Below are 19,883 nucleotides of genomic sequence, written 5' to 3'. Positions count from 1 at the left end.
ATGCCAGCCTCTAAAGGACTGGCATTGGCTTAGCGTTTGAACTGGCGTGGCTGGTAAGTGATGACCGTGTCCCGCCAGACTTCCGGAGCATCCATAGGGGCTATGTTGACGCGAATTGTGCTCCCATGAGCTTTTTCTATATGGGGAGTGACCTGACCCTTGCCGAACATGGCGTCCATCAGCTTGTCGGCTTCTCTATTCACCGCGTGCGGGCCCAGGTGCGGCGAGTTTCGCGTCACTATCTCTTGGGCCTTTTTATGAAAGTTCGCCATGGGCGTCGAGCCGTGACTCATGAACACCGGTCCCTCAAAAGCTTTGACCGGCCGTTTTATTTCTTTTTGAAATAGACGTGCGAAGGGCCTGTGGCGTCCATTTGCCGAGTAGCAAATCAAAAGACGTACACTTTTGTACTTGGCCGGATCGACCCCTTTGCTCCGCAGCAATTTGACCAACCCAGGGGCGTCATAAGGAACATTATCCACATAAGCACGTGTACCCGTACCGAATCCCTGGTCCATCGCACTGGGCTTACGGCCGTGTGCGACGATGTTGAGTCGCGTCTTGCCTTTATCGGAGAACGTGTGCATTTCATGGCCCAGCATTTTCAAATCCTCCATCGGGCCCCCCATCTGAATCACGTTATCGCGCCCCAATGCGGTATCCAGCGCACGCTCCCTGCCCGTAAGGCTACTGCGACTGGTGCCGGGGAGTGCATTATCAACGTGCGCATGGGGCGTGAAGTTCTCCAGCGGTTTTCCATAGGTGCGGTTTTTCACCGGGTCGAATGCGTGGATTTTCCCGGTTTTTTTGTCAAGCTTCGCCTGCACTGAGAAAGTCGCACCGTTTTTCCTGTAAGTACCCTCTGCGACATCGGGGCGGGTGGCGAATTTCGAGAGATCGTTGCGCCCCGTACGCCCGCGCAATAGCCGGTCGACGTCAGTCGCTGGTGTCGATGACGTCAATGCCCGCGTGCGATTGAAGAAGCGGTTGCCGAAGGTCTGAGGTGTACGCTTTGTGGCGGCCCCCAGGGTTTTAACCCCCTTGAGCCCACCTCCCAGGCCGGCGGTGGTGGCATACATCACCCCATCAAATATAAGCCCGGATGTCACGGCCAGCCAGTCTCCCTTGACCACGTTCCTGACCAGGTTCACGCCAGGTATCGATCCCAGCAACAGCTCCTTGCTATGTTCGAAGTCTTGATCTTCTTCACTGAAACGCGTGGTGTGACCGGTTGCGCTCACCCACCCGTCGAGCGGGCGATTGCCAAAGGTGTGCCGGGCCAGAAGCTCACCGAGAAACTGGCTGCGGGCGCTGGTATACGAGGCCGGGACAGCCCCGTCGCCAGGTGGGGTGGCGTCGAGGCTGCCGGACACGCCCGCCGGCACGTCAAAGGGCTCGATGGCGGTGTTGGAGAATTTGTCGCCGCCGATAATGCCGGCTGGCTGGCGGGCCCAGTCGCCTTGCAGGCCGGGCTTGAAGTCGCTCAGTGGTTTCAACGTGTTCTGTTGCGGGCAGAATTCATAGGCCTTGACGCTGTCGCCATGGGTGGCCCTGACGATCAATGAGCGCTTGTCGCTCGCCTGTTTCGGGAATGGCTGGTCGTGATTGATATCGCCCGCCCGGGTGTAGCTGGTATGTTTGATGACGGTGCCCTCGATAAAGAGGTCGAGTTTGCCGAACTCAAGGTGCTGACGGTCCTCTATCGGCAGTTGCGCGATCAGGTGTTTGGTCAGGTTGACCAGGCCGCTGGCCCGGCTTTGCTGAAAGTTGGCCACCGCGTCGCGATGCCGGGACTTGATGTCAGGCAGATCGCCCAGCAGTTTGATCGCGGCGTCCGGCACCTTTGAGGGGTCGAGTGAATACCAGGTGTTATCGTCCTTGAGGTTAGGTGCATGCTCGGAGAGGTACATGTCCAACAACGAATAAGGGCCGGTATTGACGTGCAAAAGCCCGTCGTTGAGTGCGTTATTGGTTCTTGACTGGGGGTTTGTAATGACCGCTGCTTCAAGCGGGACATTTTTTATGTGCTGTCCCAGTACCTCCAGTGCCATCGACTTTTGCAGGGGCACAGGTGCGTTCACATCCTGCTTGATCTTCTTCAGCCCGGTCATGACTTCAGTGAACGTCGTGTGCGCAGCGTTCAGCTGTTCGGCCGAATACTCACCCGTCGCCGAGGGTTTGAGTACGCCATAGGCCAAGGCCCAGTCAATGACTGCAGCCTGCTTGACCTCATTGAGCAAGGTTTGGTCAGCGTCGCTGATCGGGTTGACGTTGCCGTACTTGACCACTTCGGCAAAGCTCATCAATGAACTGCTTCCCGGGTGCTTCGCTTCGATGTAGGCCACCGTGGCTTTCAGGCTGAACCAGGCCGGTGAGCCATAGGTCACGTCTTTGGGGATGTCCTTGACCTGAAGCTCCGGCGCCGCGCTCGCCAGCAGCAGATGCGCGGCCACGGGCGCCATCTCTTGCGAGGCGCGCCGGGTCTGCACCAGATGCTCGACCAGCGCATGTTTGATGGTGTCGAGCGGTTTTCCGTGAAAGGCTTTGTCGGCCAGGTCGAAGCCTGCGGTTTGATTGGCTTTTTTAGGCGTGCGCAGCCAGGTTGGCGCGTCCAGCCCCAATAGCATGGCGGCCAGTACCCAGTCGCAGCTGTCGGGGTTTTCGGCGGCGCCCATTTTTTTCTGCAGCGAGGCTTCCAATTCCCTGGCCTTTGGCGATGCAAGTATCTCCCGCAGCACATGGGCAGGGTTGCGCAGCTCGGTGCTTGTCCAGTGTCGATTTTTGGTCAGGTAATTGAAAGCATCTGTTTTTTTTCCCGTGCTGAGACCTGGCAATTGCAGGTTGTTGTACGCAATGTGGGAATAAAGCTCCCGTTGCTCGGACGCGCTGACGGGCGCTTCCCACCCCAAGGCTCCGGTGTAATTGCCATGGGGGGGCGTCGCGGGTTCCGTTTGTTTGAGAAGGCCTATCAGGTTGAGGATTTCTGCTCTTGTCTCGGGAATCTTACCGAACTTGTCATGGATGAATTGCTCCAGCGTCACGTTGTCTTCGGGCATGAGTTGCTCATCCTGGAAGTACCAGGACGAAGGATCTATTTCAAGGTGAGTGCCTTTGAGCAGGTCTTTGATCTTGGCTTTTTCAGCCCGTTCGATCGCTTCGGGTGTAGGCAGTGTGGTGATGGAGTAAGGGCGGGTTTCGTCTGGCTCGGTGTCGGCGTCGATCAGGTGCAGAACATTGCTCAACTGTTGGAACAATCGGTTGTCATTACGTATGTCGCCCAGGGTTTTCTGTTGGTGCTCAAGCCGATCCCCGGTGCGCGTGTCGAGCTGCGCCGTCGAAAGTGAGCTATCACCGGCGGGAAACGAATCTGCCTGTTTGAGCTGAGTGGCTCGTTGCGCGGCGGTTTGCACGGTGGAGGGCAGCACCTCGCCATAAAAGCTGGCGATCTCTCTGATTGAGGCGGGGCGTTCGGCGTGCACGCTGGACGATGCCCGACCGACCGCAGGCACCTCAAGTGAATGACCGTTGGGTGACAAGGTACTGGCGGCCTGCATGATGAGTGGCCACGTGTGCGGCAGCGTCTTGCCCTGGCCGGCCGCGAATAACACCAAGGGCGCCTTCTCGCGGGGTGAGGCTGCCTTGAGCGAGGCGACGATATGCGCCTGTGAGGTGCCATTGGCAGGGGCGATACGGATGGGTTTGGATTGATCGATATGCTGGGCGTCGGCCCACTGTCCAAAGTCGTGGCTCGCCAGCAGGGCGTCGAGTTGCTGGCGCCATTGCCCGAACGTCGAGTCTGGAGAAACGGGCAAGTGCGGCGTGTCATAGGCATTGGTATCTGTGCCGGTCGCAGCCTCCACCAGCGCATCGGCATAAGCGGCCGAGAGCGCCATGTCAGCTTTGTAATCCGGGTTTTTCTTGATCAGGTTCACCCACGCAGGCACATCGGCGCTGGGAACTGGTGCAGGGGCGGGTACCGTCACAGCGGTTACCGGCGGGGACTGGGGGGGCGCTTGTACGGCGGGGCTGGGAATCAGAGCGGGAGAAACTGCCGGCATAAATGAACTCCAGGAAGACGACGATCGCTTCTGCACGCTTCGTACGTGCAGCAGCGAGATTCGTTGCAGGAGTCGAGCGCGACGTTCCAGGCTCAGTTATTTCAGCTTGCTTCCCCGGCGACGCCGGCTCGTGCGGGCTGGTTAGACATTCAGCGAGTCGAGGCCTTGCTCAGCCACTCGGTTTCAGTGGTCCATGGCACGCAGGATTGAATGGGCCACTTTCACGCGTTCTTCATTCGGGTAATTTTTATTGGCCAGGATCACTACGCCTATTTTCCTGCTCGGTACGTATGCCACATAGGCACCGAAACCACGGGTCGAACCGGTTTTGTTGAACAGCACATTGGCCGGTTGTACCTGCGGCGTCGGCAACCAGGTGACTGGGTGCGGCTCCATGGCCATCGGCGTGGAGTTTGCGTCGATCAGGGTTTGCAGCTTGACCGGGTACGCGTAGTACTCCCAGCCCAGTGCCTGGGTGGTGGCGCCGACTTGGTAGTAGCCGGTCTGGACGTTCGCGATGGCCTGTTGCACCGGTTTTTCCAGGCCAGCCGGGTTGAGGTTCGCTTCAACGTAGTGGAGCAGGTCCGCGGCACTGGTCTTAATACCGTAGGCTTCGCTGTCCAGGGCGCCCGGACTGACCCGCACCGGTTTGCCGTCAGAGCTGTAGCCCTGTGCGTACAGGCCGCGCTGCTCGGCGGGCACATGGAGGAAGGTGTGGTTGAGTCCGAGCTTGGGCAGCAGTGTGTCCTGCATCAGCGTGTCGAACGGTTGCCCGAGACTTTGTGCGGCCAGGTAGCCGAACAGCCCGAGGCTTGGGTTGGAATACAAACGCCGGGCACCTGGCGCGAAGTCGGGTTTCCACTGCTGGTAGTAACCGATCATGCGCTGCGCAGTGTCCGCCTCAGCGGGAAATTGCAGCGGCAAGCCGCCGGCGGTGTAAGTGCCCAGGTTGAGTACGCTGATGCGATCGAATGGGGTTCCACGCAATGCTGCCAGGTAGTGGCTGGCAGGGTCTGCCAGCTTGAGCTTGCCCTGCGCCACGGCGTACCCGGCCAGCGTGGCGGTAAACGTCTTGCTGACCGAACCCACCTCGAACAGGGTGTTTTCGGTCACGGCGCGTTGGGCATCCTTGTCGGCCATGCCGTAACTAAAGTATTGCGCCTTGCCATCTTGCACCACGGCGACCACCAGGCCGGGGATGGACTGCTGCTGCATCAAGGGCTTGACCCCGGCATCCACCACGGCACGCAAGTCGGTGGCGGCGAGGCAGTCGCCGGTGGCGATAAATAACGCAAGGGCGGTGAATTTACGCACTGCGGACAGGTTGTGTTGGGGCATCATAGCGCTTCCATGAATGTGATCGAATCAATGAGCAGCCTGCGCAGGCGGGGCAAATCTATACAGTTTGTCGATATTGGACAAAGGATCATATCTCGCGTCAGCCATTAGAAAATTTGGGGTCACGATGTTGCGTTCTCATTTGCCTCTCAACGCGTTAAGAGCGTTCGAGGCATCCGCCCGGCACTTGAGCTTTACCCGGGCAGCTATTGAGTTATGCGTTACTCAGGCGGCGGTCAGCCACCAGGTCAAAAGCCTGGAAGCGCAACTCAACGTCACACTGTTCAAACGCTTGCCGCGCGGGCTGATGCTCACGCGCGAAGGCGAAACCCTGTTGCCGGTGCTGCGTGAATCGTTCGATCGCATTGCCCATACGCTAGGCCAGTTCGAGGCCGGGCATTACCGTGAGGTGCTGGCGGTCGGCGCCGTCGGTACCTTCGCGGTGGGCTGGCTGTTGCCGCGCCTGCCGGAGTTCCAGAGTCGCTACCCGTTTATCGACCTGCGCCTGTCCACGCACAACAACCGTGTCGATGTCGCCGCTGAAGGCCTGGACTACGCGATCCGTTTCGGCGCCGGCGCCTGGCACGGTACCGAGGCCTGCCAACTGCTGGAAGCACCGCTGAGCGTGCTCTGCGTGCCGCACCTTGCCGAACAGCTGCACACGCCGGCCGACCTGTTGAAACATACGTTGCTGCGCTCTTACCGCGCCGATGAATGGAGTCTGTGGTTCCGGGCCGCCGGCCTGCCGTCAGACACGCTGGTGCCGCGCAGCATCGTGTTCGATTCGTCGTTGGCGATGATGGACGCGGCGCTGCAGGGCATCGGCGTGGCATTGGCGCCGGCACGGATGTTTTCGCGGCAGTTGGAGAACGACAGGATTCGCCAGCCCTTCGAGGTGCAGATCAGCACCGGCAGTTACTGGCTGACGCGCTTGCAGTCACGGTCCGAAACGCCGGCAATGCTGGCGTTCAAAGGCTGGTTGCAGACGAGTGCTGGCTGATGCGGAAGGGGCAGTTGCCCTTCCACAGTTTGATTGTGTCTAAGCGAGGTACTTGCGAAACCATCCCAGGGTGCGTTCCCAGGCCAGGTTCGCCGCCGCATCGTCATAACGTGGCGTCGAATCATTATGGAAACCGTGATTGGCGCCCTTGTAGATATACGCCTCGTACGTCGTGCCCGCGGCCTTCAGCGCCTGCTCGTAGGCCGGCCAACCCTCATTGATGCGCGCATCCAATTCACCGTAGTGCAGCATGATCGGCGCCTTGATGCGCGGCACGTCCCCCGCCTCAGGCTGGCGTCCGTAGAACGACACGGCTGCGCCAAGCTCGGGGTAGGCCACCGCCGCAGCGTTGGTTACGCCGCCGCCATAACAGAAACCGGTGATGCCGACTTTGCCGGTGCTGCTGTCGTGGTGCATCAGCCACTCGATGGCGGCGAAGAAGTCGTTCATCAGCTTGGTCGGGTCGACGGTCTGCTGCAGGGCCACGCCTTTTTCATCGTTGCCGGGGTAGCCGCCCACCGAGGTCAGGCCGTCCGGCGCCAGGGCGATAAAGCCGGCCTTGGCCAGGCGCCGCGCGACGTCTTCGATATAGGGGTTCAGACCACGGTTTTCATGCACCACCACCACTGCAGGTAACTTGCCGACGGCCTTGGCCGGCCGCACCAGGTAGCCGCGTACCGTGCCGTTGCCCTTGGGTGATGGGTAAGTGATGTAGTCGGCGACGATATCCGGATCGGTGAATTTCACCTGTTCGGCCAGTGCATAGTCGGGGCTCAGGGCTGCGAGCAGGGCCGAGGCGGTCAGGCCGCCCAAGGTAAACAGTGCGGCGCGGTCGAGAAATTCGCGGCGGTTAAGCGTGCCGTGGGCGTAGCCGTCGTAGAGTTCCAGCAGTTCGGGCGCAAAGTCTTTGGCGGTGAGACGCGTCATCGGTGCAGTCCTCGATTGGCAATAGGGCGGGGGACGACACTTCTGTTTAGCAGGCCTTGGGCCGTCGCGCTAGCGTGCGAACCTTTTGGCCCCGGCCACGCAACCGATTACCGCCACCGTGACCAGCAGCATCCCCAGGCTCACCTGCTCACGCAGCAGGCCCGCCGCCAGGGCCAGGCCAAAGAACGGTTGCAGCAGCTGCAACTGGCCGACTGCGGCGATGCCACCCTGGGCCAGGCCGCGATACCAGAACACGAAGCCGACCAACATGCTGAACACTGCTACGTAACCCAGGCTCAGCCAGGCCGGCAGGCTGATGCCTGCGAACGAGGCGGGCGCCAGCAGCAGGCTCAACGGCGCGACGATGGGCAGCGCCACCACCAGGGCCCAGCAAATCACCTGCCAGCCGCCGAGGCTACGTGACAGCGTGGCGCCTTCGGCATAGCCCAGGCCGCAGACCAGCACCGCCAACAGCATCAGCACATCCCCGGCGGGCGCGGCGCTCAGGCCCTGGGCAAAGGCGTATCCCATCACCAGCGCGCTGCCCAGCACCGAAAACAACCAGAACACCCGCCTTGGCCGCTCACCGCCGCGCAGTACGGCGAAAATCGCCGTTGCCAGTGGCAGCAGGCCGATAAACACAATGGAGTGCGCCGAGGTCACGTATTGCAGCGCGAGCGCGGTCAGCAGTGGGAACCCGATCACCACCCCGAGTGCGACGATGGCCAAGGGCGCCCATTGTTGGCGGGTGGGGCGTTTTTCCTTGAACAGCCGCAGCAGGCACAACCCCAGGATGGCCGCGAGCGTCGCGCGGATCATGGTCAGGAACACCGGGTCGAACGCCATCACCGCCAGGCGCGTGGCCGGCAACGACCCGCTGAAAATCAGCACGCCGATAAAACCGTTGATCCAGCCCTGGGTGCGGGTGTCCAGAGTGCCGAGAAACGAGCTGCGTGCCATGGGGCGGTCCAGAAAAGGGAAGTTGCGTAGGCGCCATCCTAGGGCTGAAGATTGGGGCAATCAAAAAATTGTCATGGATACATCCACTATGCCGCGCGCTCGTTACAAATCGCTGGTCGATACGTTCGCCGAAGGCATTCGCTCGGGCGACATGCCGCCCGGCACACGCCTGCCTACGCACCGCCAGCTCGCCGCCGACCATGGGCTGGCGCTGGCTACGGCGAGCCGGGTGTACAGCGAGTTGGAGGCGATGGGGCTGGTCAGTGGTGAGACCGGGCGTGGCACCTTCGTGCGCGAGATAGCGTTGCCGCCGGGGCAGGGCAGCGGGCAGATGCCTGTGGCGGCGGGCATGCTCGACCTGAATTTCAACTACCCGTCCTTGCCCGGCCAGACAGACCTGTTACGTACCGCACTGCGCCAGCTGGCGTTGTCGGGCGACCTCGAAGCGCTGTTGCGTTATCAACCCCATGCCGGCCGCCTGCATGAGCGTGCGGTGGTCGCGCGGCACCTGTTGCATCGCGGGCTGGCGGTGCAGGCCGAACAGGTGTTGCTGGTCAGCGGCGCCCAGCACGGCTTGGCTGTCACGATGATGGCGCTGCTCAAACCCGGCGACGTGATTGCCGTGGACGCGTTGACCTATTCGGGCTTGAAAGTGCTGGCTGAAACCCTGCACCTGGAAATCGTCGCAATCCCCGCCAGCGCCATCGGCCCGGACCTGGATCACCTGCAGGCCCTGTGCCGCAAGCGCCCGGTACGCGCGGTCTACAGCATGCCGACCGTGCATAACCCGCTGGGCTGGGTGATGAGCCTGGCGCAACGCGAGCACTTGGTGGCGATTGCCCGACAGCATCAGCTGATGATCATCGAGGACGCCGCCTACGCGTTTCTCGCCGAACACGCACCGCCGCCGCTGGCGACGCTGGCGCCTGAGCGCACGGTGTACGTCGGCGGGTTTTCCAAGAGTGTCGCCACTGGCTTGCGCGTGGGTTTTGTCGCGACGCCCCTGGCTTGGGTCAAGCGTTTGGAGCGCACCTTGATGGCAACCACCTGGAATGTACCGGGGGTGATGAGTGCGATCGCCGTGGCCTGGATCGAAGATGGCACCGTTGCGCGGCTGGAGGCGCAAAAACGCGAAGATGCCCAGGCGCGGCAACGTTTGGCGGCGCAAGTGCTGGCGGGGCTGAGCTATATCAGTCACCCCTCATCGTATTTCTTGTGGCTACCGCTGACCGAAGACGCCCGCGCCGATCAGGTGGCCATGAGCTTGCAGCGCGAGGGTATTTGCGTCTCCACCGCCGAACCGTTTGCCGTCTGCGCACAGGTGCCCCATGCCCTGCGCCTGGCCCTGGGGTCGGTGTCGATGACGGCGTTACACCAGGCGTTGATCACGGTGCGCAAGGTGGTGCAATGGTGAGCCGCGGCTGAACGGCTCACCGGCGAGGATCAGTATTTATAAGCCTGGCGACCGATCAGCAGCCATTTGCCTTGCTGCTTCTGCCAGACCTGGAAGTTGTCGATATCGGTCGGCACCTCCACGCCACTGTTCACCGCCAGGGCGTGAAAGTGGTTGCGCACCAGCGCGGTGTCGCCGTTCAGGGTGATGGTCTGGTTTTGCATTTCCAGGGTCTTGAACGCGCTGGTATGGCTTTCCAGATCAGCGATGAACTGCGCCTTGTTCTGCACCTTACCGCTGGAGTGGCCGTAGGTGAGGGTGTCCGAGGTCAGCGCTTGCAGTTGCTTGAGATCCAGGTGCAACATGGCCTGGGTCAGTTGATCGACCGCCTGGGCCACATCCTTCTCGGCGGGAGCCGGCGCGGCTGTGACGTAACCGCAGAACAGGCACAGGAAAGCGATCAGCACTTTGAAGTTGGGCATGGGTGTTTCCTTGTTTTTGTGGGTGTAAATACGACGAGGTATGTCGTCGTACAACCATGCATTAAGTGCGAGGGAGAAGGAAAGTGAAATTTTGCAGAGATCTGATCGCCTTTGCGGTTATGTGGGTGACCAGCATCCCCACTCGCGAGGCATAAAATGGATTTTGACTGGCACAGTGGCGTTATCACCCGGGCTACACCCGTAACCCCAAGCTACAGGAATACCCAGAACGTGCGCCGCTTCATGCTTGAGCACTGCGGCCCGGCGTTCAAGTTCAACCGTCCATTCATGGCCTGGATACGCAATGGCGTGCCCAAGACGCTGGGCGATGTGGTGGACGAGTGGCAGCGTCGCGCTGCTTGAGGTGAATACAGCACCCGTGTGGGAGGGGGCCTGCCCTGGTACCACTCGATTAACGTACAGCGCCCACTGCAGGAGCGAGCTTGCTCGCGAAAAACGTCAACAATAACGCGTGCTTCCTGAATGAACGCGGTGCCTGTGAATTTTTCGCGAGCAAGCTCGCTCCTACACAACGCTGCAGCGCCCACCCGTAACCACGATGCGAAGCGAGTCGCTGTTGATCTCAGGCGCCCCGTCAAACCACGCTGGCCGCAGAGAGGGCACACCGCCATCGGGGGCAAGCCCCCTCCCACATTTGGACCTCGGAGCATCAGCTGGATACACGTTGGCTGTTAGGCTTGCAGCGGCGGTGTGCGCGGCGGGATTACGCGTTTGTTGCCAGTGGCTTCAAACGCCGCGGCAAAGCGCAGCAGCGCCGAATCGTCATAGGCCCGCCCGGCAAACGTCAGCCCGACCGGCATGCCGATGTCCGCCATCACGCCCATCGGTACAGTGACCGTAGGCACGCCGAGGTGGCGGATGGCAAGGTTACCGTTGGCCACCCATACGCCATTGCTCCAGGCAATATCGGCAGAGGCTTCGTTGACATCCGCATCGGCGGGGCCGACATCAGCCACCGTCGGGAACAGCACTGCGTCGAGGCCCAGGGTCTCCATCCAGTCTTCCAGGTCCAGGCGACGGGTTTGCTCAAGACCGCGCAAGCCATCGGGTAAGGTGCCGATCTCGTTCCACGGCGTGATGCCGCGCTGGGCCATGCGCACGTATTCGTCCATGCCGGCGGCCAGGTCGTCTTCGCGGTTGGGCAGGGTGCCGGGGTCGTGGGGGAAAATTTTCGCGCCATCGACATCCGCCAGGCGGTTCAGGGCCGGGTCGCCGTTGGCGCGCAGGAAATCATCAAAAGCCCAGGCCGAGAGTTCCCATAACTCATCGTGCAGAAATTGCCTGGACACCAGGCCTCGGGTGAACACCGTGGGCGCGCCGGGGCGGTCGCCTTCGCAATTGGACACCAAGGGGAAATCCACCTCGATGACTTCGGCGCCGGCGGCTTCCAGGGCCTGGCGCGCGGCCTGCCACAGCTCGATCACCGAGGCGCGGGTGTGGATCTTTTGGCCGGTCGGCCCACCGATTCCCGGTTTTTCGCTGGTGCCGGCCTCGGGATCGGCGTTGATGTACATGCGCGGCACGCCGAAGCGTTTGCCGGCGAGGGCCGTACTGCCCTCTGCGAGTTCGGCATAAGACGCCGGGCGTACCGAGCTGACGCTGGGGATCGGCACCCAGGGCTGCAGGCGCCACAGGTCGCCGCGGGTGTCGGGGTCGTCGGCGACCACCACGTCGAGCACTTCCAACAAGTCGGCCATGGTTCGCGCATAGGGCACCACCACGTCCATGGTCGGGGTCAGCGGCCAGTTGCCGCGCACCGAAATCACCCCACGCGAAGGCGTGTACGCACACAAACCGTTATTGGAGGCCGGGCCGCGACCGCTCGACCAGGTTTCTTCGGCCAGGCCAAACGCGGCGAAGCTTGCCGCTGTCGCCGTGCCGGCGCCGTTGGACGACCCCGAGGCGAACGGTGCGGTGAGGTAAGCGGCGTTGTACGGGCTTTCGGCACGGCCATATACACCCCGTTGCATGCCGCCGTTGGCCATGGGCGGCATATTGGTCTTGCCCAGGCAGATGGCACCGCCGGCGCGCAAGCGCTCAATGGTGAAGGCATCGCGCTGGGCGATCAGCCTGGCGAATGCCGGGCTGCCGGACGCGGCGGTGAGGCCCTTGACCAGGTAACTGTCCTTGGCGGTATAGGGAATGCCATCCAGCGGCCCCAGCGTCTGGCCTTGTGCCCGGCGTGCATCGGACGCTTGGGCTTCCTTCAAGGCTTCGCGATTGCGCACCACCACGGCGTTCAGCGCAGTAGCGGTCTGCGGGCCGTCATAGGCCTCGATCCGCGCCAGGTAGGCGCGGACCAGTTCAACGGCAGTGGTGTGGCCGGATTCAAGCGCAGCGCGCAATTGGGCAATGGAGACTTCGGTAACTTGCATCACTTTTTTTCGCCGCCTTCAAATGGGGGTATGGCGGCAGTCTACGTACAGATATTTGCCAGTGCCAGCTTACCGCTAAGGTAAGCGGCCTGATCATCCACATTGCGCTCCAAAGAGGAGAAACATACCAATGTGGGAGGGGGCTTGCCCCCGATGGCGGTGTTTCAGTCAAGTAGATGTCGACTGACACATCGCTATCGGGGGCAAGCCCCCTCCCACATTGTTCAAGTGTGCACCCACTGGTCAGCGGCAGGCTCAGACGCCTTTGGTCGAGGGCAAAAAGATCGTCAGGATACCCGCCAACGGCAGGAACGAGCAGAGCTTGTAGACGTATTCGATACCGTGGTGATCCGCGAGCAAGCCCAGCAACGCCGCGCCGATTCCGCTGAAACCGAACATCAGGCCGAAGAATATCCCGGCGATCATGCCGACATTACCCGGCACCAGCTCCTGGGCGAATACCACGATGGCCGAGAACGCCGAAGCGATGATAAAACCGATGATCACGCTGAGCACGGCGGTCCAGAACAGGTCGACGTAGGGCAGGGCGAGGGTGAACGGCGCGGCGCCGAGAATCGAAAACCAGATGACTTTCTTGCGGCCGATCCTGTCGCCGATCGGCCCGCCAGCGAAGGTGCCCACGGCCACCGCGCCGAGGAACAGGAACAGGTACATCTGGGAGCTGGCGACCGACAGCTGGAATTTTTCGATCAGGTAGAACGTAAAGTAGCTGGTCAGGCTGGTCATGTACCAGTATTTGGAGAACACCAACAGCGCCAGTACCACCAGCGCAAAGGTCACGCGGCCTTTGGACAAACCGTGGGTCGGCTGACTGCCTTGCTTGAGCTTGAACAGGTTGAGGTGGTGACGGTACCAGCGGCTCAAACCGTACAGCACCCCGATTGCGAACACCGCGAACAGGCCGAACCAGGCGATATGGGACTGGCCGTAGGGAATGATGATGGCCGCCGCCAGCAACGGGCCGAAGGCGCTGCCGGTGTTGCCGCCGACCTGGAACGTCGATTGCGCCAAACCGTAGCGGCCGCCGGAGGCCAAGCGTGCCACGCGGGATGTTTCCGGGTGAAACGTCGATGAGCCGACACCCACCAGCGCCGCCGCCAGCAGGATCGCCGGGAAGCTGCCGACAAATGCCAGCATCAGGATGCCGATCAAGGTGCAGACCATACCCGCCGGCAACAGCCAGGGCTTGGGGTGACGGTCGGTGTGGTAGCCGATCCACGGTTGCAGCAGGGATGCGGTCAGTTGGAAGGTCAGGGTGATCAGGCCGACCTGGGTAAACGTCAGGCCATAGTTGGCCTTGAGCATCGGGTAGATCGACGGCAGCACGGCCTGGATCAAGTCATTGATCAGGTGCGCCAGGGCACAGGCGCCGAGCACGCGCATGACCAGCGGGCTTATCTGGGGCGTAGTGGTTGCAGCGGCGGGTGTCGCGGTGAGGGTCGACATTCATGCATTCCATACAAGGCAGCTAACAGAGGCAGACAGTACTTGAGCTGACAGCCCATTTCTAATTGTTTCGGGCACTATGCTAGAGTCGACAAAAATGCCTGTCTCGCGAAATTCGGGCAGAAAACATCGCAAAAAGGGCGAAACCATCAAATCCCTCGACGAATTCCTAAACGAGATCGATGAAGGCGATTGGGCCGTCATCAGCTCGGCCACTGATTATCCGCAAAACTGGGTGATTCCCGAACACAGTCACAACAAACATCAGCTGCTCTACGCTATCGAGGGCGTGATGGTGGTGCATTCGGCGCTGAACCAATGGACGGTGCCACCCAACCGTGGCTTCTGGATGCCCTGTGGGCATGTGCATGCGCTGCGCTGTGTGGGCACGTTGAAAATGCGCAGCGTCTTCGTGCGCCCGGACAGCTTTGCGAACCTGCCGACCGAGCCGAAGACGGTGACGGTTTCGCCGTTGCTCGGGGAATTGATCAAAGCCTCGGTCAGCTTGAAACCGCCCTATGCCGAGAACTCGCGCGACGCCAGGATCATGCGCCTGATGCTGGATGAGCTGGCGATCCTGCCCGCGCTGCCATTATCCCTGCCGCAGCCCGCCGACCCGCGTATCAACCGCATCTGCCTGACCTTGCAGCAAGACCCGGGTGATGCGTCCACGGTCGCCGATTGGAGCGCGCGCCTGGACCTGGATCAAACGACCATCCAGCGCCTGTTTCGTCGCGAAACCGGCATGACCTTCGGCCAGTGGCGCCAACAGGCACGCTTGCTGTTGGCGCTGGAGCGCATCGCAGTGGGCGAGAAGATTATCGATGTGGCCCTTGAGTTGGGCTATGACAGCCCGAGCGCCTTTACCAGCATGTTCAAGAAACAGTTTGGCAAGACGCCGAGTCATTTCTTCAAGTAGCGCTGTTGACAACTCGAGCATGCAGTGGGCGACGTGATGCCAGGTAGGCCAGCAACGTGGCGGCCACCAGCAATCCTGCGCTGAGCTCAAAGGTTGCCCGGTAGCCGCTCAGGTCGAAGGCCGCGCCGCCGACCGTGGCGCCCGCGGCAATCGCCAATTGGATAATGGCAACCATCAACCCGCCGCCGGCCTCGGCGTCATCCGGCAAGGTTCTCGACAACCATGTCCACCAGCCCACCGGTGCGGCGGTCGCCACCAGGCCCCAACTGCCCAGCAATACAGCGGTCATGTGGGTTGATTCGCCGAACTCCAGCAATCCGAGCGCGATGCCTGCCATGATCAGCGGGATGGCAATCAGCGTCGGGTACAGGTTGTGCTTGAGCAAGCGTTCAATCAGGAACGTCCCCGCCAGACCCGCCAGGCCGAGCACCAGCAGCATCAACGAGAGTGTGGACACCTCGACCCTGGTGACACTTTCCAGGAACGGGCGCAGATAGGTGAACAGCATGAACTGGCCCATGAAGAACAGGCTGATGGCCGCCATGCCCAATGCCAGCGTTGGGTTTTTCATCAAGCGCAGTGCATTGCCGGTTTTTGCCTCGGCCCGGTTTTTCAGGGTGGGCAGGCTCATCAGCAGCCATAGCCATGCGATCACGGCCACTGGCACTACACAGAAAAACGCGCCGCGCCAGCCGATGATCCCGCCGAGAAAGCTGCCCAGCGGCGCCGCAATCACCGTTGCCAGCGCATTGCCGCCGTTGACGATGGCCAAGGCACGTGGCACCTGAGGCTCTGGTACCAGGCGCATCGCCGTGGCCGCCGAGAGTGACCAGAAGCCGCCAATCGCCACGCCAATCAACGCGCGCCCAAGCATGAACACCAGGTAATTGGGGGCGAATGCCACCACGCTGCCTGAGACGATCATCAGCAGCGTCAGCGCCATCAGCAGGCGTTTGCGATCCACACGCGCGGCAATCGAGGCGATCACCAGGCTGGTGAGCAGGGCAAACAACCCGGACACCGAAATCCCCTGGCCGGCCTGGCCTTGGGTGATATGCAGGTCAGCGGCCAGTGGGGTCAGCAGGCTGACCGGCATGAACTCGGACGCGACCAGGGCGAATGCCGCCAGCGACATGGCCAGTACGGCGCCCCAGCGTTGGGGGTGAGGGGAGGCCGGGATCATTTCAAATGGCTCTGGAAGAAGGTGGTGAGTGTGGCGAATGGGATCACGTCGATCCGGTCATAGAGATCGACGTGCCCCGCATTCGGGATGATCAGCAATTGCTTGCGCTCGGCAGCGCGCTCAAAGGCGTCTTCGCTGAATTCACGGGAATGCGCGTCGGCCCCGGCAATCAACAACAGTGGACGTGGTGTTCGGCCATTTTGGTGGCGTAGAGGTTAGCGCTTTGTTGCCTGACGGCGCCCATTGGATGACCGACGACAATGGCCGGGTTCTTTGAACCAGCAACCCGATTTTTTGGCGCAAACAACGTGCCCGCGACCTGCATCCCATATTGGTTATTGAAGGTGACGTTCTCGGCGGTCACCTTATCGCTTGTGTAGAAGTTATCAGCACCGTTGGACATATCGGCTCCTGATGAGGACAGGGAGGTCACCAGCAAACCCAGAGCAAGCAGAAGGCGTTTCATCGGGAAGTTCCTTGCGAAGTGTCCGAGCATTTTCCCGGTGCCAGCAGAGCTTCTGTAGTGCATTTGAACGGATTACTTGCCTGATTCTCTGAGTTTCATGCTGTGGCGCAGACGTCGGTATCCGGTGCGGGTACAGTCCTGTCAAGACATTCATTGATGCATTGGAAGAGCCCGCCATGACGATCAATCCACCGGCGCTGGACACGCTGATCCAGTCCATTGACTTGCACATCCAGGCGCCAGGGGATTGCCCAATGCCGATACCCGGCCTGGGCTTCTATCGGCGTGAACGGCCGGCCGCACCGGTGGTGTGCATGGTCGAACCGAGCATCGTGCTGGTGGTGCAGGGCAAGAAACAGTTGTGGGTCGGCGGTGAGGGCTATCCCTACGACACGTCACGATTTCTGGTGACTTCGCTGGACATCCCGGCCAACTCCGAAGTGCTGGCCGCCAGCGCCGAGCAGCCGTGCCTGGGGCTGACGTTCAAACTCGACCTGCGCATGCTGGCCGAGCTGATCGCCCAGGGCGACCTGCCGCCCACGCGTGAGCGCGCGATGATGAAGGGCGTTGGCATCGGCTCGGTGACGGGTGGCATGCTGGCGGCCTTCGCGCGCCTGGTGGCGCTGCTCGATGAGCCCGAAGCGATAGCGGTATTGGCGCCGTTGATCCAGCGCGAGATTCACTACCGGTTATTGCAGAGCGACCAGGCCGGCCGGCTGCGCCAGATCTGCTCGGTGGACGGGCAGGGCTATCGGATCGCCAAGGCCATCGATTGGCTGAAACTGAATTTCGATAGCCCATTGCGCGTGGAAGAACTGGCGGCGCGCGTGCAAATGAGCGCGGCAACCTTTCATCATCACTTTCGGCAACTGACCTCGATGAGCCCGTTGCAGTATCAGAAATGGCTGCGCTTGAACGAGGCTCGACGATTGATGTTGAACGAGCACCAGGACGTGTCCAGTGCCGCGTTCAAGGTTGGCTATGAAAGCCCGTCGCAGTTCAGCCGTGAGTACAGTCGGCTGTTTGGCGTGCCACCCAGGCGCGACATCGCTGCGCTGCGGGGCGGGGTAGCTGTCACTGATCTGCCGGGGCCAGGTTAGCGTAGAAGATGCACCCGATCAGTCGGGCAAACAGGCTCAGGGTTTCCGGCAGGTTGGGATCGTCGAACAGCGTGGCGCGTGAATCGAGCGCACACAGCGCACCGAACAGGCGCCCGTCGGGCAGGAAAATCGGCGCACCGGCATAGCTTTCGATCGCGTATTGCTTGACCACCGGGCGCGAGGCAAAGCGGCCGTCGACGCTGATTTGCGGCACGAACAGGGTTTGGGGATTGACGCAGAATTCACTGCACAGGGTGGTTTCCAGGTCGAGTACGTCGTCCACGTGGATGCCCATTTGCATAGGGTCGTAGGCCGAGCAGACCACCCACTCCAGGTCGGTGAATTTGGCGATGCCGGCAAAGCGCATGCCGGTCAGGCGGGTGACCAGCTTGAGAATATTGGTGCTCGCTTCGATTTCGGCGATGGCCGCGCGTTCATCGGCGCTCAGCAGCGATTGTGCGTAGTTGACGCTTGGAACCATGTGATCACTCCAATGTGCGTGGCCGCGGGCCGCGACCACGCACAGTCAGGTCTTAATTAATCCGCGGGTGCTGCTGCACCAGGTTTTCGCGCTTGGCCTGGAGGGCTGCAATTTCGGCATCGATGTCCTCGATCTTCTGCTCGATATCGTCATGATGCTCCTGCAGCAATTCCTTGGCTTCTTCCATATCGGAAGCTGCCGGGGCCGCGCCGCGCAGTGGCTTATTGGCGGTTTCCTTCATGGTCAGGCCGGTAACCAGGCCCACCAGGGCGAATACCATCAAGTAATAAGCCGGCATGTACAGGTCGTTGGTGCTTTCCACCAGCCACGCCACTGCGGTGGGCGTGACGCCGGCAATCAGCACCGAGACGTTGAACGCGCTGGCCAATGCACTGTAGCGCAGATGTGTCGGAAACATAGCGGGCAGCGTGGAGGCCATCACGCCGATAAAGAAGTTCAGCACGATCGCCAGGATCAGCAGGCCGCTGAAGATCAGCCCGGTCTTGCCGCTGGTAATCAGCATGAACGCCGGGATGGACAGGCACAGCAGGCCGATGCTGCCGGCGATGATGAACGGCTTGCGCCCGATCTTGTCGCTGACAAAACCGATGAACGGTTGCACGAACAGCATGCCGACCATGATCGCGATGATGATCAGCACGCCGCTGTTTTCGGCGTAATGCAGGTTGTGCGACAGGTAGCTGGGCATGTACGTGAGCAGCATGTAGTAGGTCACGTTGGTGGCCGCGACGATACCGATGCAGGTCAGCAGGCTGCGCCAGTGCTTGGTGGCGATCTCTTTGAACGACACCTTGGGGCCATGGCTGAGACCTTCGCGGTCACCCTGTTCGAGCTTGTCGACATGCTGCTGGAACGCCGGGGTTTCTTCCAGGGCGTGGCGCAGGTACAGGCCGATAATGCCCAGCGGCAGCGCCAGGAAGAACGGCAGGCGCCAGCCCCAGGCCTCGAATTCCGCCTCGCCGAGCACCGTGGAAATCAAAACCACCACGCCCGCACCCAGTACGAAGCCGGCAATCGAGCCGAAATCCAACCAACTGCCCAAAAAGCCGCGCTTGCGGTCCGGGGCATATTCGGCGACGAAAATCGACGCGCCGGTGTATTCGCCGCCCACCGAGAAGCCCTGGGCCATTTTGCACAGCAGCAACAGGATCGGCGCCCAGATACCAATGGACGCGTAGCCGGGAATCAGGCCGATGGCGAAGGTGCTCAGGGACATGATCACGATAGTGGCGGCGAGGACTTTCTGCCGCCCGTATTTGTCACCCAGGGCGCCGAAGAACAAGCCACCCAGTGGGCGGATCAGGAAGGGGACGGAGAACGTGGCCAGTGCAGCGATCATTTGTACGCTGGGGGACGCGTCCGGGAAGAACACCTTGCCCAGCACATAGGCGACAAACCCATAGACGCCAAAGTCGAACCATTCCATGGCGTTGCCCAATGCGGCGGCGGTGATCGCCTTGCGCATCTTGTTATCGTCGACAATGGTGATGTCGTTCAATCCGATCGGACTGACGCGTTTCTTACGTAATTTCATGCGGGCCACTCTAGAAGCTGAACGGGGAGGTGCCATCGTGGCGATGGCACCGCTCTGTCACTTCAGATACAAGCGGACACGAAATAATTCACCCTTCGGCAGATTTTTTCTCACGGCGGGCACCGCATGCGTCAGCAGCGCCGCGAAAATGTGCGCGC

Annotated in this window: 15 protein-coding genes and 1 pseudogene; 5 read left to right on the top strand and 11 right to left on the bottom strand. The window is 61.2% G+C overall.

Annotated features, from left to right (window positions below; all coding sequences use genetic code 11):
• Positions 1–29: 29 nt before the first annotated feature.
• Together PspCFBP13528_RS16345 and ampC are read right to left on the bottom strand one after the other, a co-directional pair.
• Positions 30–3,932 (bottom strand): hypothetical protein, encoded by a 3,903-nt coding sequence (locus tag PspCFBP13528_RS16345; protein WP_137200705.1) that lies wholly within the window; start codon positions 3,930–3,932, stop codon positions 30–32.
• A gap of 309 nt (positions 3,933–4,241) precedes the next feature.
• Positions 4,242–5,396 carry a class C beta-lactamase gene (gene ampC, locus PspCFBP13528_RS16340; RefSeq protein ID WP_101221258.1) on the bottom strand — a complete coding sequence of 385 codons (1,155 nt, stop codon included), beginning with the start codon at positions 5,394–5,396 and terminating at the stop codon, positions 4,242–4,244.
• Between the two features lie 127 nt (positions 5,397–5,523).
• On the opposite strand from ampC, the gene PspCFBP13528_RS16335 reads away from it, so the two are divergent.
• Positions 5,524–6,396, top strand: a complete 873-nt coding sequence (locus tag PspCFBP13528_RS16335) for a LysR family transcriptional regulator (protein ID WP_065950365.1) — start codon at positions 5,524–5,526, stop codon at positions 6,394–6,396.
• Positions 6,397–6,435: 39 nt separating this feature from the next.
• Here the strand turns inward: PspCFBP13528_RS16335 and yghX are convergent, their stop codons facing one another.
• The gene (yghX, locus tag PspCFBP13528_RS16330) at positions 6,436–7,323 is read right to left on the bottom strand and encodes a YghX family hydrolase (RefSeq protein ID WP_137200703.1); all 888 of its coding nucleotides are present in this window, start codon (positions 7,321–7,323) and stop codon (positions 6,436–6,438) included.
• Between the two features lie 69 nt (positions 7,324–7,392).
• Positions 7,393–8,283, bottom strand: a complete 891-nt coding sequence (locus tag PspCFBP13528_RS16325) for a DMT family transporter (protein ID WP_065950367.1) — start codon at positions 8,281–8,283, stop codon at positions 7,393–7,395.
• 88 nt (positions 8,284–8,371) lie between these two features.
• Between PspCFBP13528_RS16325 and PspCFBP13528_RS16320 the strand changes: the two genes are divergently transcribed.
• Positions 8,372–9,697, top strand: coding sequence for a PLP-dependent aminotransferase family protein (locus PspCFBP13528_RS16320; RefSeq protein ID WP_137200701.1), 1,326 nt, complete (start codon positions 8,372–8,374; stop codon positions 9,695–9,697).
• 29 nt (positions 9,698–9,726) lie between these two features.
• Here the strand turns inward: PspCFBP13528_RS16320 and PspCFBP13528_RS16315 are convergent, their stop codons facing one another.
• A complete protein-coding gene (locus tag PspCFBP13528_RS16315; RefSeq protein ID WP_065950369.1) occupies positions 9,727–10,158 on the bottom strand; it encodes a nuclear transport factor 2 family protein in 432 nt (143 codons plus the stop codon).
• 156 nt (positions 10,159–10,314) lie between these two features.
• Between PspCFBP13528_RS16315 and PspCFBP13528_RS16310 the strand changes: the two genes are divergently transcribed.
• Positions 10,315–10,521: a DUF6434 domain-containing protein gene (locus PspCFBP13528_RS16310; protein ID WP_065950370.1), complete on the top strand. Its 207-nt coding sequence runs from the start codon at positions 10,315–10,317 to the stop codon at positions 10,519–10,521.
• Between the two features lie 329 nt (positions 10,522–10,850).
• On the opposite strand, the gene PspCFBP13528_RS16300 is transcribed toward PspCFBP13528_RS16310, so the two are convergent.
• Both PspCFBP13528_RS16300 and PspCFBP13528_RS16295 read right to left on the bottom strand, forming a co-directional pair.
• On the bottom strand, positions 10,851–12,557 hold the full coding sequence (locus PspCFBP13528_RS16300; RefSeq protein WP_162515431.1) for an amidase: 1,707 nt from the start codon (positions 12,555–12,557) through the stop codon (positions 10,851–10,853).
• A 252-nt stretch (positions 12,558–12,809) separates the two neighbouring features.
• Positions 12,810–14,021: an MFS transporter gene (locus PspCFBP13528_RS16295; RefSeq protein WP_137200697.1), complete on the bottom strand. Its 1,212-nt coding sequence runs from the start codon at positions 14,019–14,021 to the stop codon at positions 12,810–12,812.
• A 97-nt stretch (positions 14,022–14,118) separates the two neighbouring features.
• Here PspCFBP13528_RS16295 and PspCFBP13528_RS16290 point away from each other — a divergent pair, with 97 nt between their 5' ends.
• Entirely contained in the window at positions 14,119–14,940 is an 822-nt protein-coding gene (locus PspCFBP13528_RS16290) for a helix-turn-helix transcriptional regulator (RefSeq protein WP_065950373.1), read from the top strand.
• Here the strand turns inward: PspCFBP13528_RS16290 and PspCFBP13528_RS16285 are convergent.
• Positions 14,933–16,123 carry an MFS transporter gene (locus PspCFBP13528_RS16285; protein WP_137200695.1) on the bottom strand — a complete coding sequence of 397 codons (1,191 nt, stop codon included), beginning with the start codon at positions 16,121–16,123 and terminating at the stop codon, positions 14,933–14,935. The two genes, PspCFBP13528_RS16290 and PspCFBP13528_RS16285, sit on opposite strands and share 8 nt — an antisense overlap.
• Positions 16,120–16,589, bottom strand: a pseudogene (locus tag PspCFBP13528_RS16280) (alpha/beta hydrolase). The gene PspCFBP13528_RS16285 and the pseudogene PspCFBP13528_RS16280 overlap by 4 nt, the downstream one beginning before the upstream one ends.
• Before the next feature lie 176 nt (positions 16,590–16,765).
• Here PspCFBP13528_RS16280 and PspCFBP13528_RS16275 point away from each other — a divergent pair.
• Positions 16,766–17,689 (top strand): AraC family transcriptional regulator, encoded by a 924-nt coding sequence (locus tag PspCFBP13528_RS16275; protein WP_137200693.1) that lies wholly within the window; start codon positions 16,766–16,768, stop codon positions 17,687–17,689.
• On the opposite strand, the gene PspCFBP13528_RS16270 is transcribed toward PspCFBP13528_RS16275, so the two are convergent.
• Together PspCFBP13528_RS16270 and proP are read right to left on the bottom strand one after the other, a co-directional pair.
• Positions 17,664–18,170, bottom strand: coding sequence for a GAF domain-containing protein (locus tag PspCFBP13528_RS16270; protein ID WP_065950378.1), 507 nt, complete (start codon positions 18,168–18,170; stop codon positions 17,664–17,666). The genes PspCFBP13528_RS16275 and PspCFBP13528_RS16270 overlap by 26 nt on opposite strands.
• A 52-nt stretch (positions 18,171–18,222) precedes the next feature.
• Positions 18,223–19,725, bottom strand: coding sequence for a glycine betaine/L-proline transporter ProP (proP, locus tag PspCFBP13528_RS16265; protein WP_137200691.1), 1,503 nt, complete (start codon positions 19,723–19,725; stop codon positions 18,223–18,225).
• Between the last annotated feature and the right edge of the window lie 158 nt (positions 19,726–19,883).

Origin of the sequence: Pseudomonas sp. CFBP13528 (assembly GCF_005233615.1) — a bacterium.
GTDB classification, from domain to species: domain Bacteria; phylum Pseudomonadota; class Gammaproteobacteria; order Pseudomonadales; family Pseudomonadaceae; genus Aquipseudomonas; species Aquipseudomonas fluorescens_AM.
This window is presented reverse-complemented; position numbering and strand designations above follow the sequence as displayed.

Bases quoted from the DNA above. Each gene is read 5' to 3' on its own strand.
- proP (WP_137200691.1), bottom strand. From the start codon at position 19,725: ATGAAATTACGTAAGAAACGCGTCAGTCCGATCGGATTGAACGACATC.
- PspCFBP13528_RS16310 (WP_065950370.1), top strand. From the start codon at position 10,315: ATGGATTTTGACTGGCACAGTGGCGTTATCACCCGGGCTACACCCGTA.
- PspCFBP13528_RS16335 (WP_065950365.1), top strand. From the start codon at position 5,524: ATGTTGCGTTCTCATTTGCCTCTCAACGCGTTAAGAGCGTTCGAGGCA.
- ampC (WP_101221258.1), bottom strand. From the start codon at position 5,396: ATGCCCCAACACAACCTGTCCGCAGTGCGTAAATTCACCGCCCTTGCG.
- PspCFBP13528_RS16325 (WP_065950367.1), bottom strand. From the start codon at position 8,283: ATGGCACGCAGCTCGTTTCTCGGCACTCTGGACACCCGCACCCAGGGC.
- PspCFBP13528_RS16290 (WP_065950373.1), top strand. From the start codon at position 14,119: ATGCCTGTCTCGCGAAATTCGGGCAGAAAACATCGCAAAAAGGGCGAA.
- PspCFBP13528_RS16270 (WP_065950378.1), bottom strand. From the start codon at position 18,170: ATGGTTCCAAGCGTCAACTACGCACAATCGCTGCTGAGCGCCGATGAA.
- PspCFBP13528_RS16295 (WP_137200697.1), bottom strand. From the start codon at position 14,021: ATGTCGACCCTCACCGCGACACCCGCCGCTGCAACCACTACGCCCCAG.
- PspCFBP13528_RS16320 (WP_137200701.1), top strand. From the start codon at position 8,372: ATGCCGCGCGCTCGTTACAAATCGCTGGTCGATACGTTCGCCGAAGGC.
- PspCFBP13528_RS16285 (WP_137200695.1), bottom strand. From the start codon at position 16,123: ATGATCCCGGCCTCCCCTCACCCCCAACGCTGGGGCGCCGTACTGGCC.
- PspCFBP13528_RS16275 (WP_137200693.1), top strand. From the start codon at position 16,766: ATGACGATCAATCCACCGGCGCTGGACACGCTGATCCAGTCCATTGAC.
- PspCFBP13528_RS16315 (WP_065950369.1), bottom strand. From the start codon at position 10,158: ATGCCCAACTTCAAAGTGCTGATCGCTTTCCTGTGCCTGTTCTGCGGT.
- yghX (WP_137200703.1), bottom strand. From the start codon at position 7,323: ATGACGCGTCTCACCGCCAAAGACTTTGCGCCCGAACTGCTGGAACTC.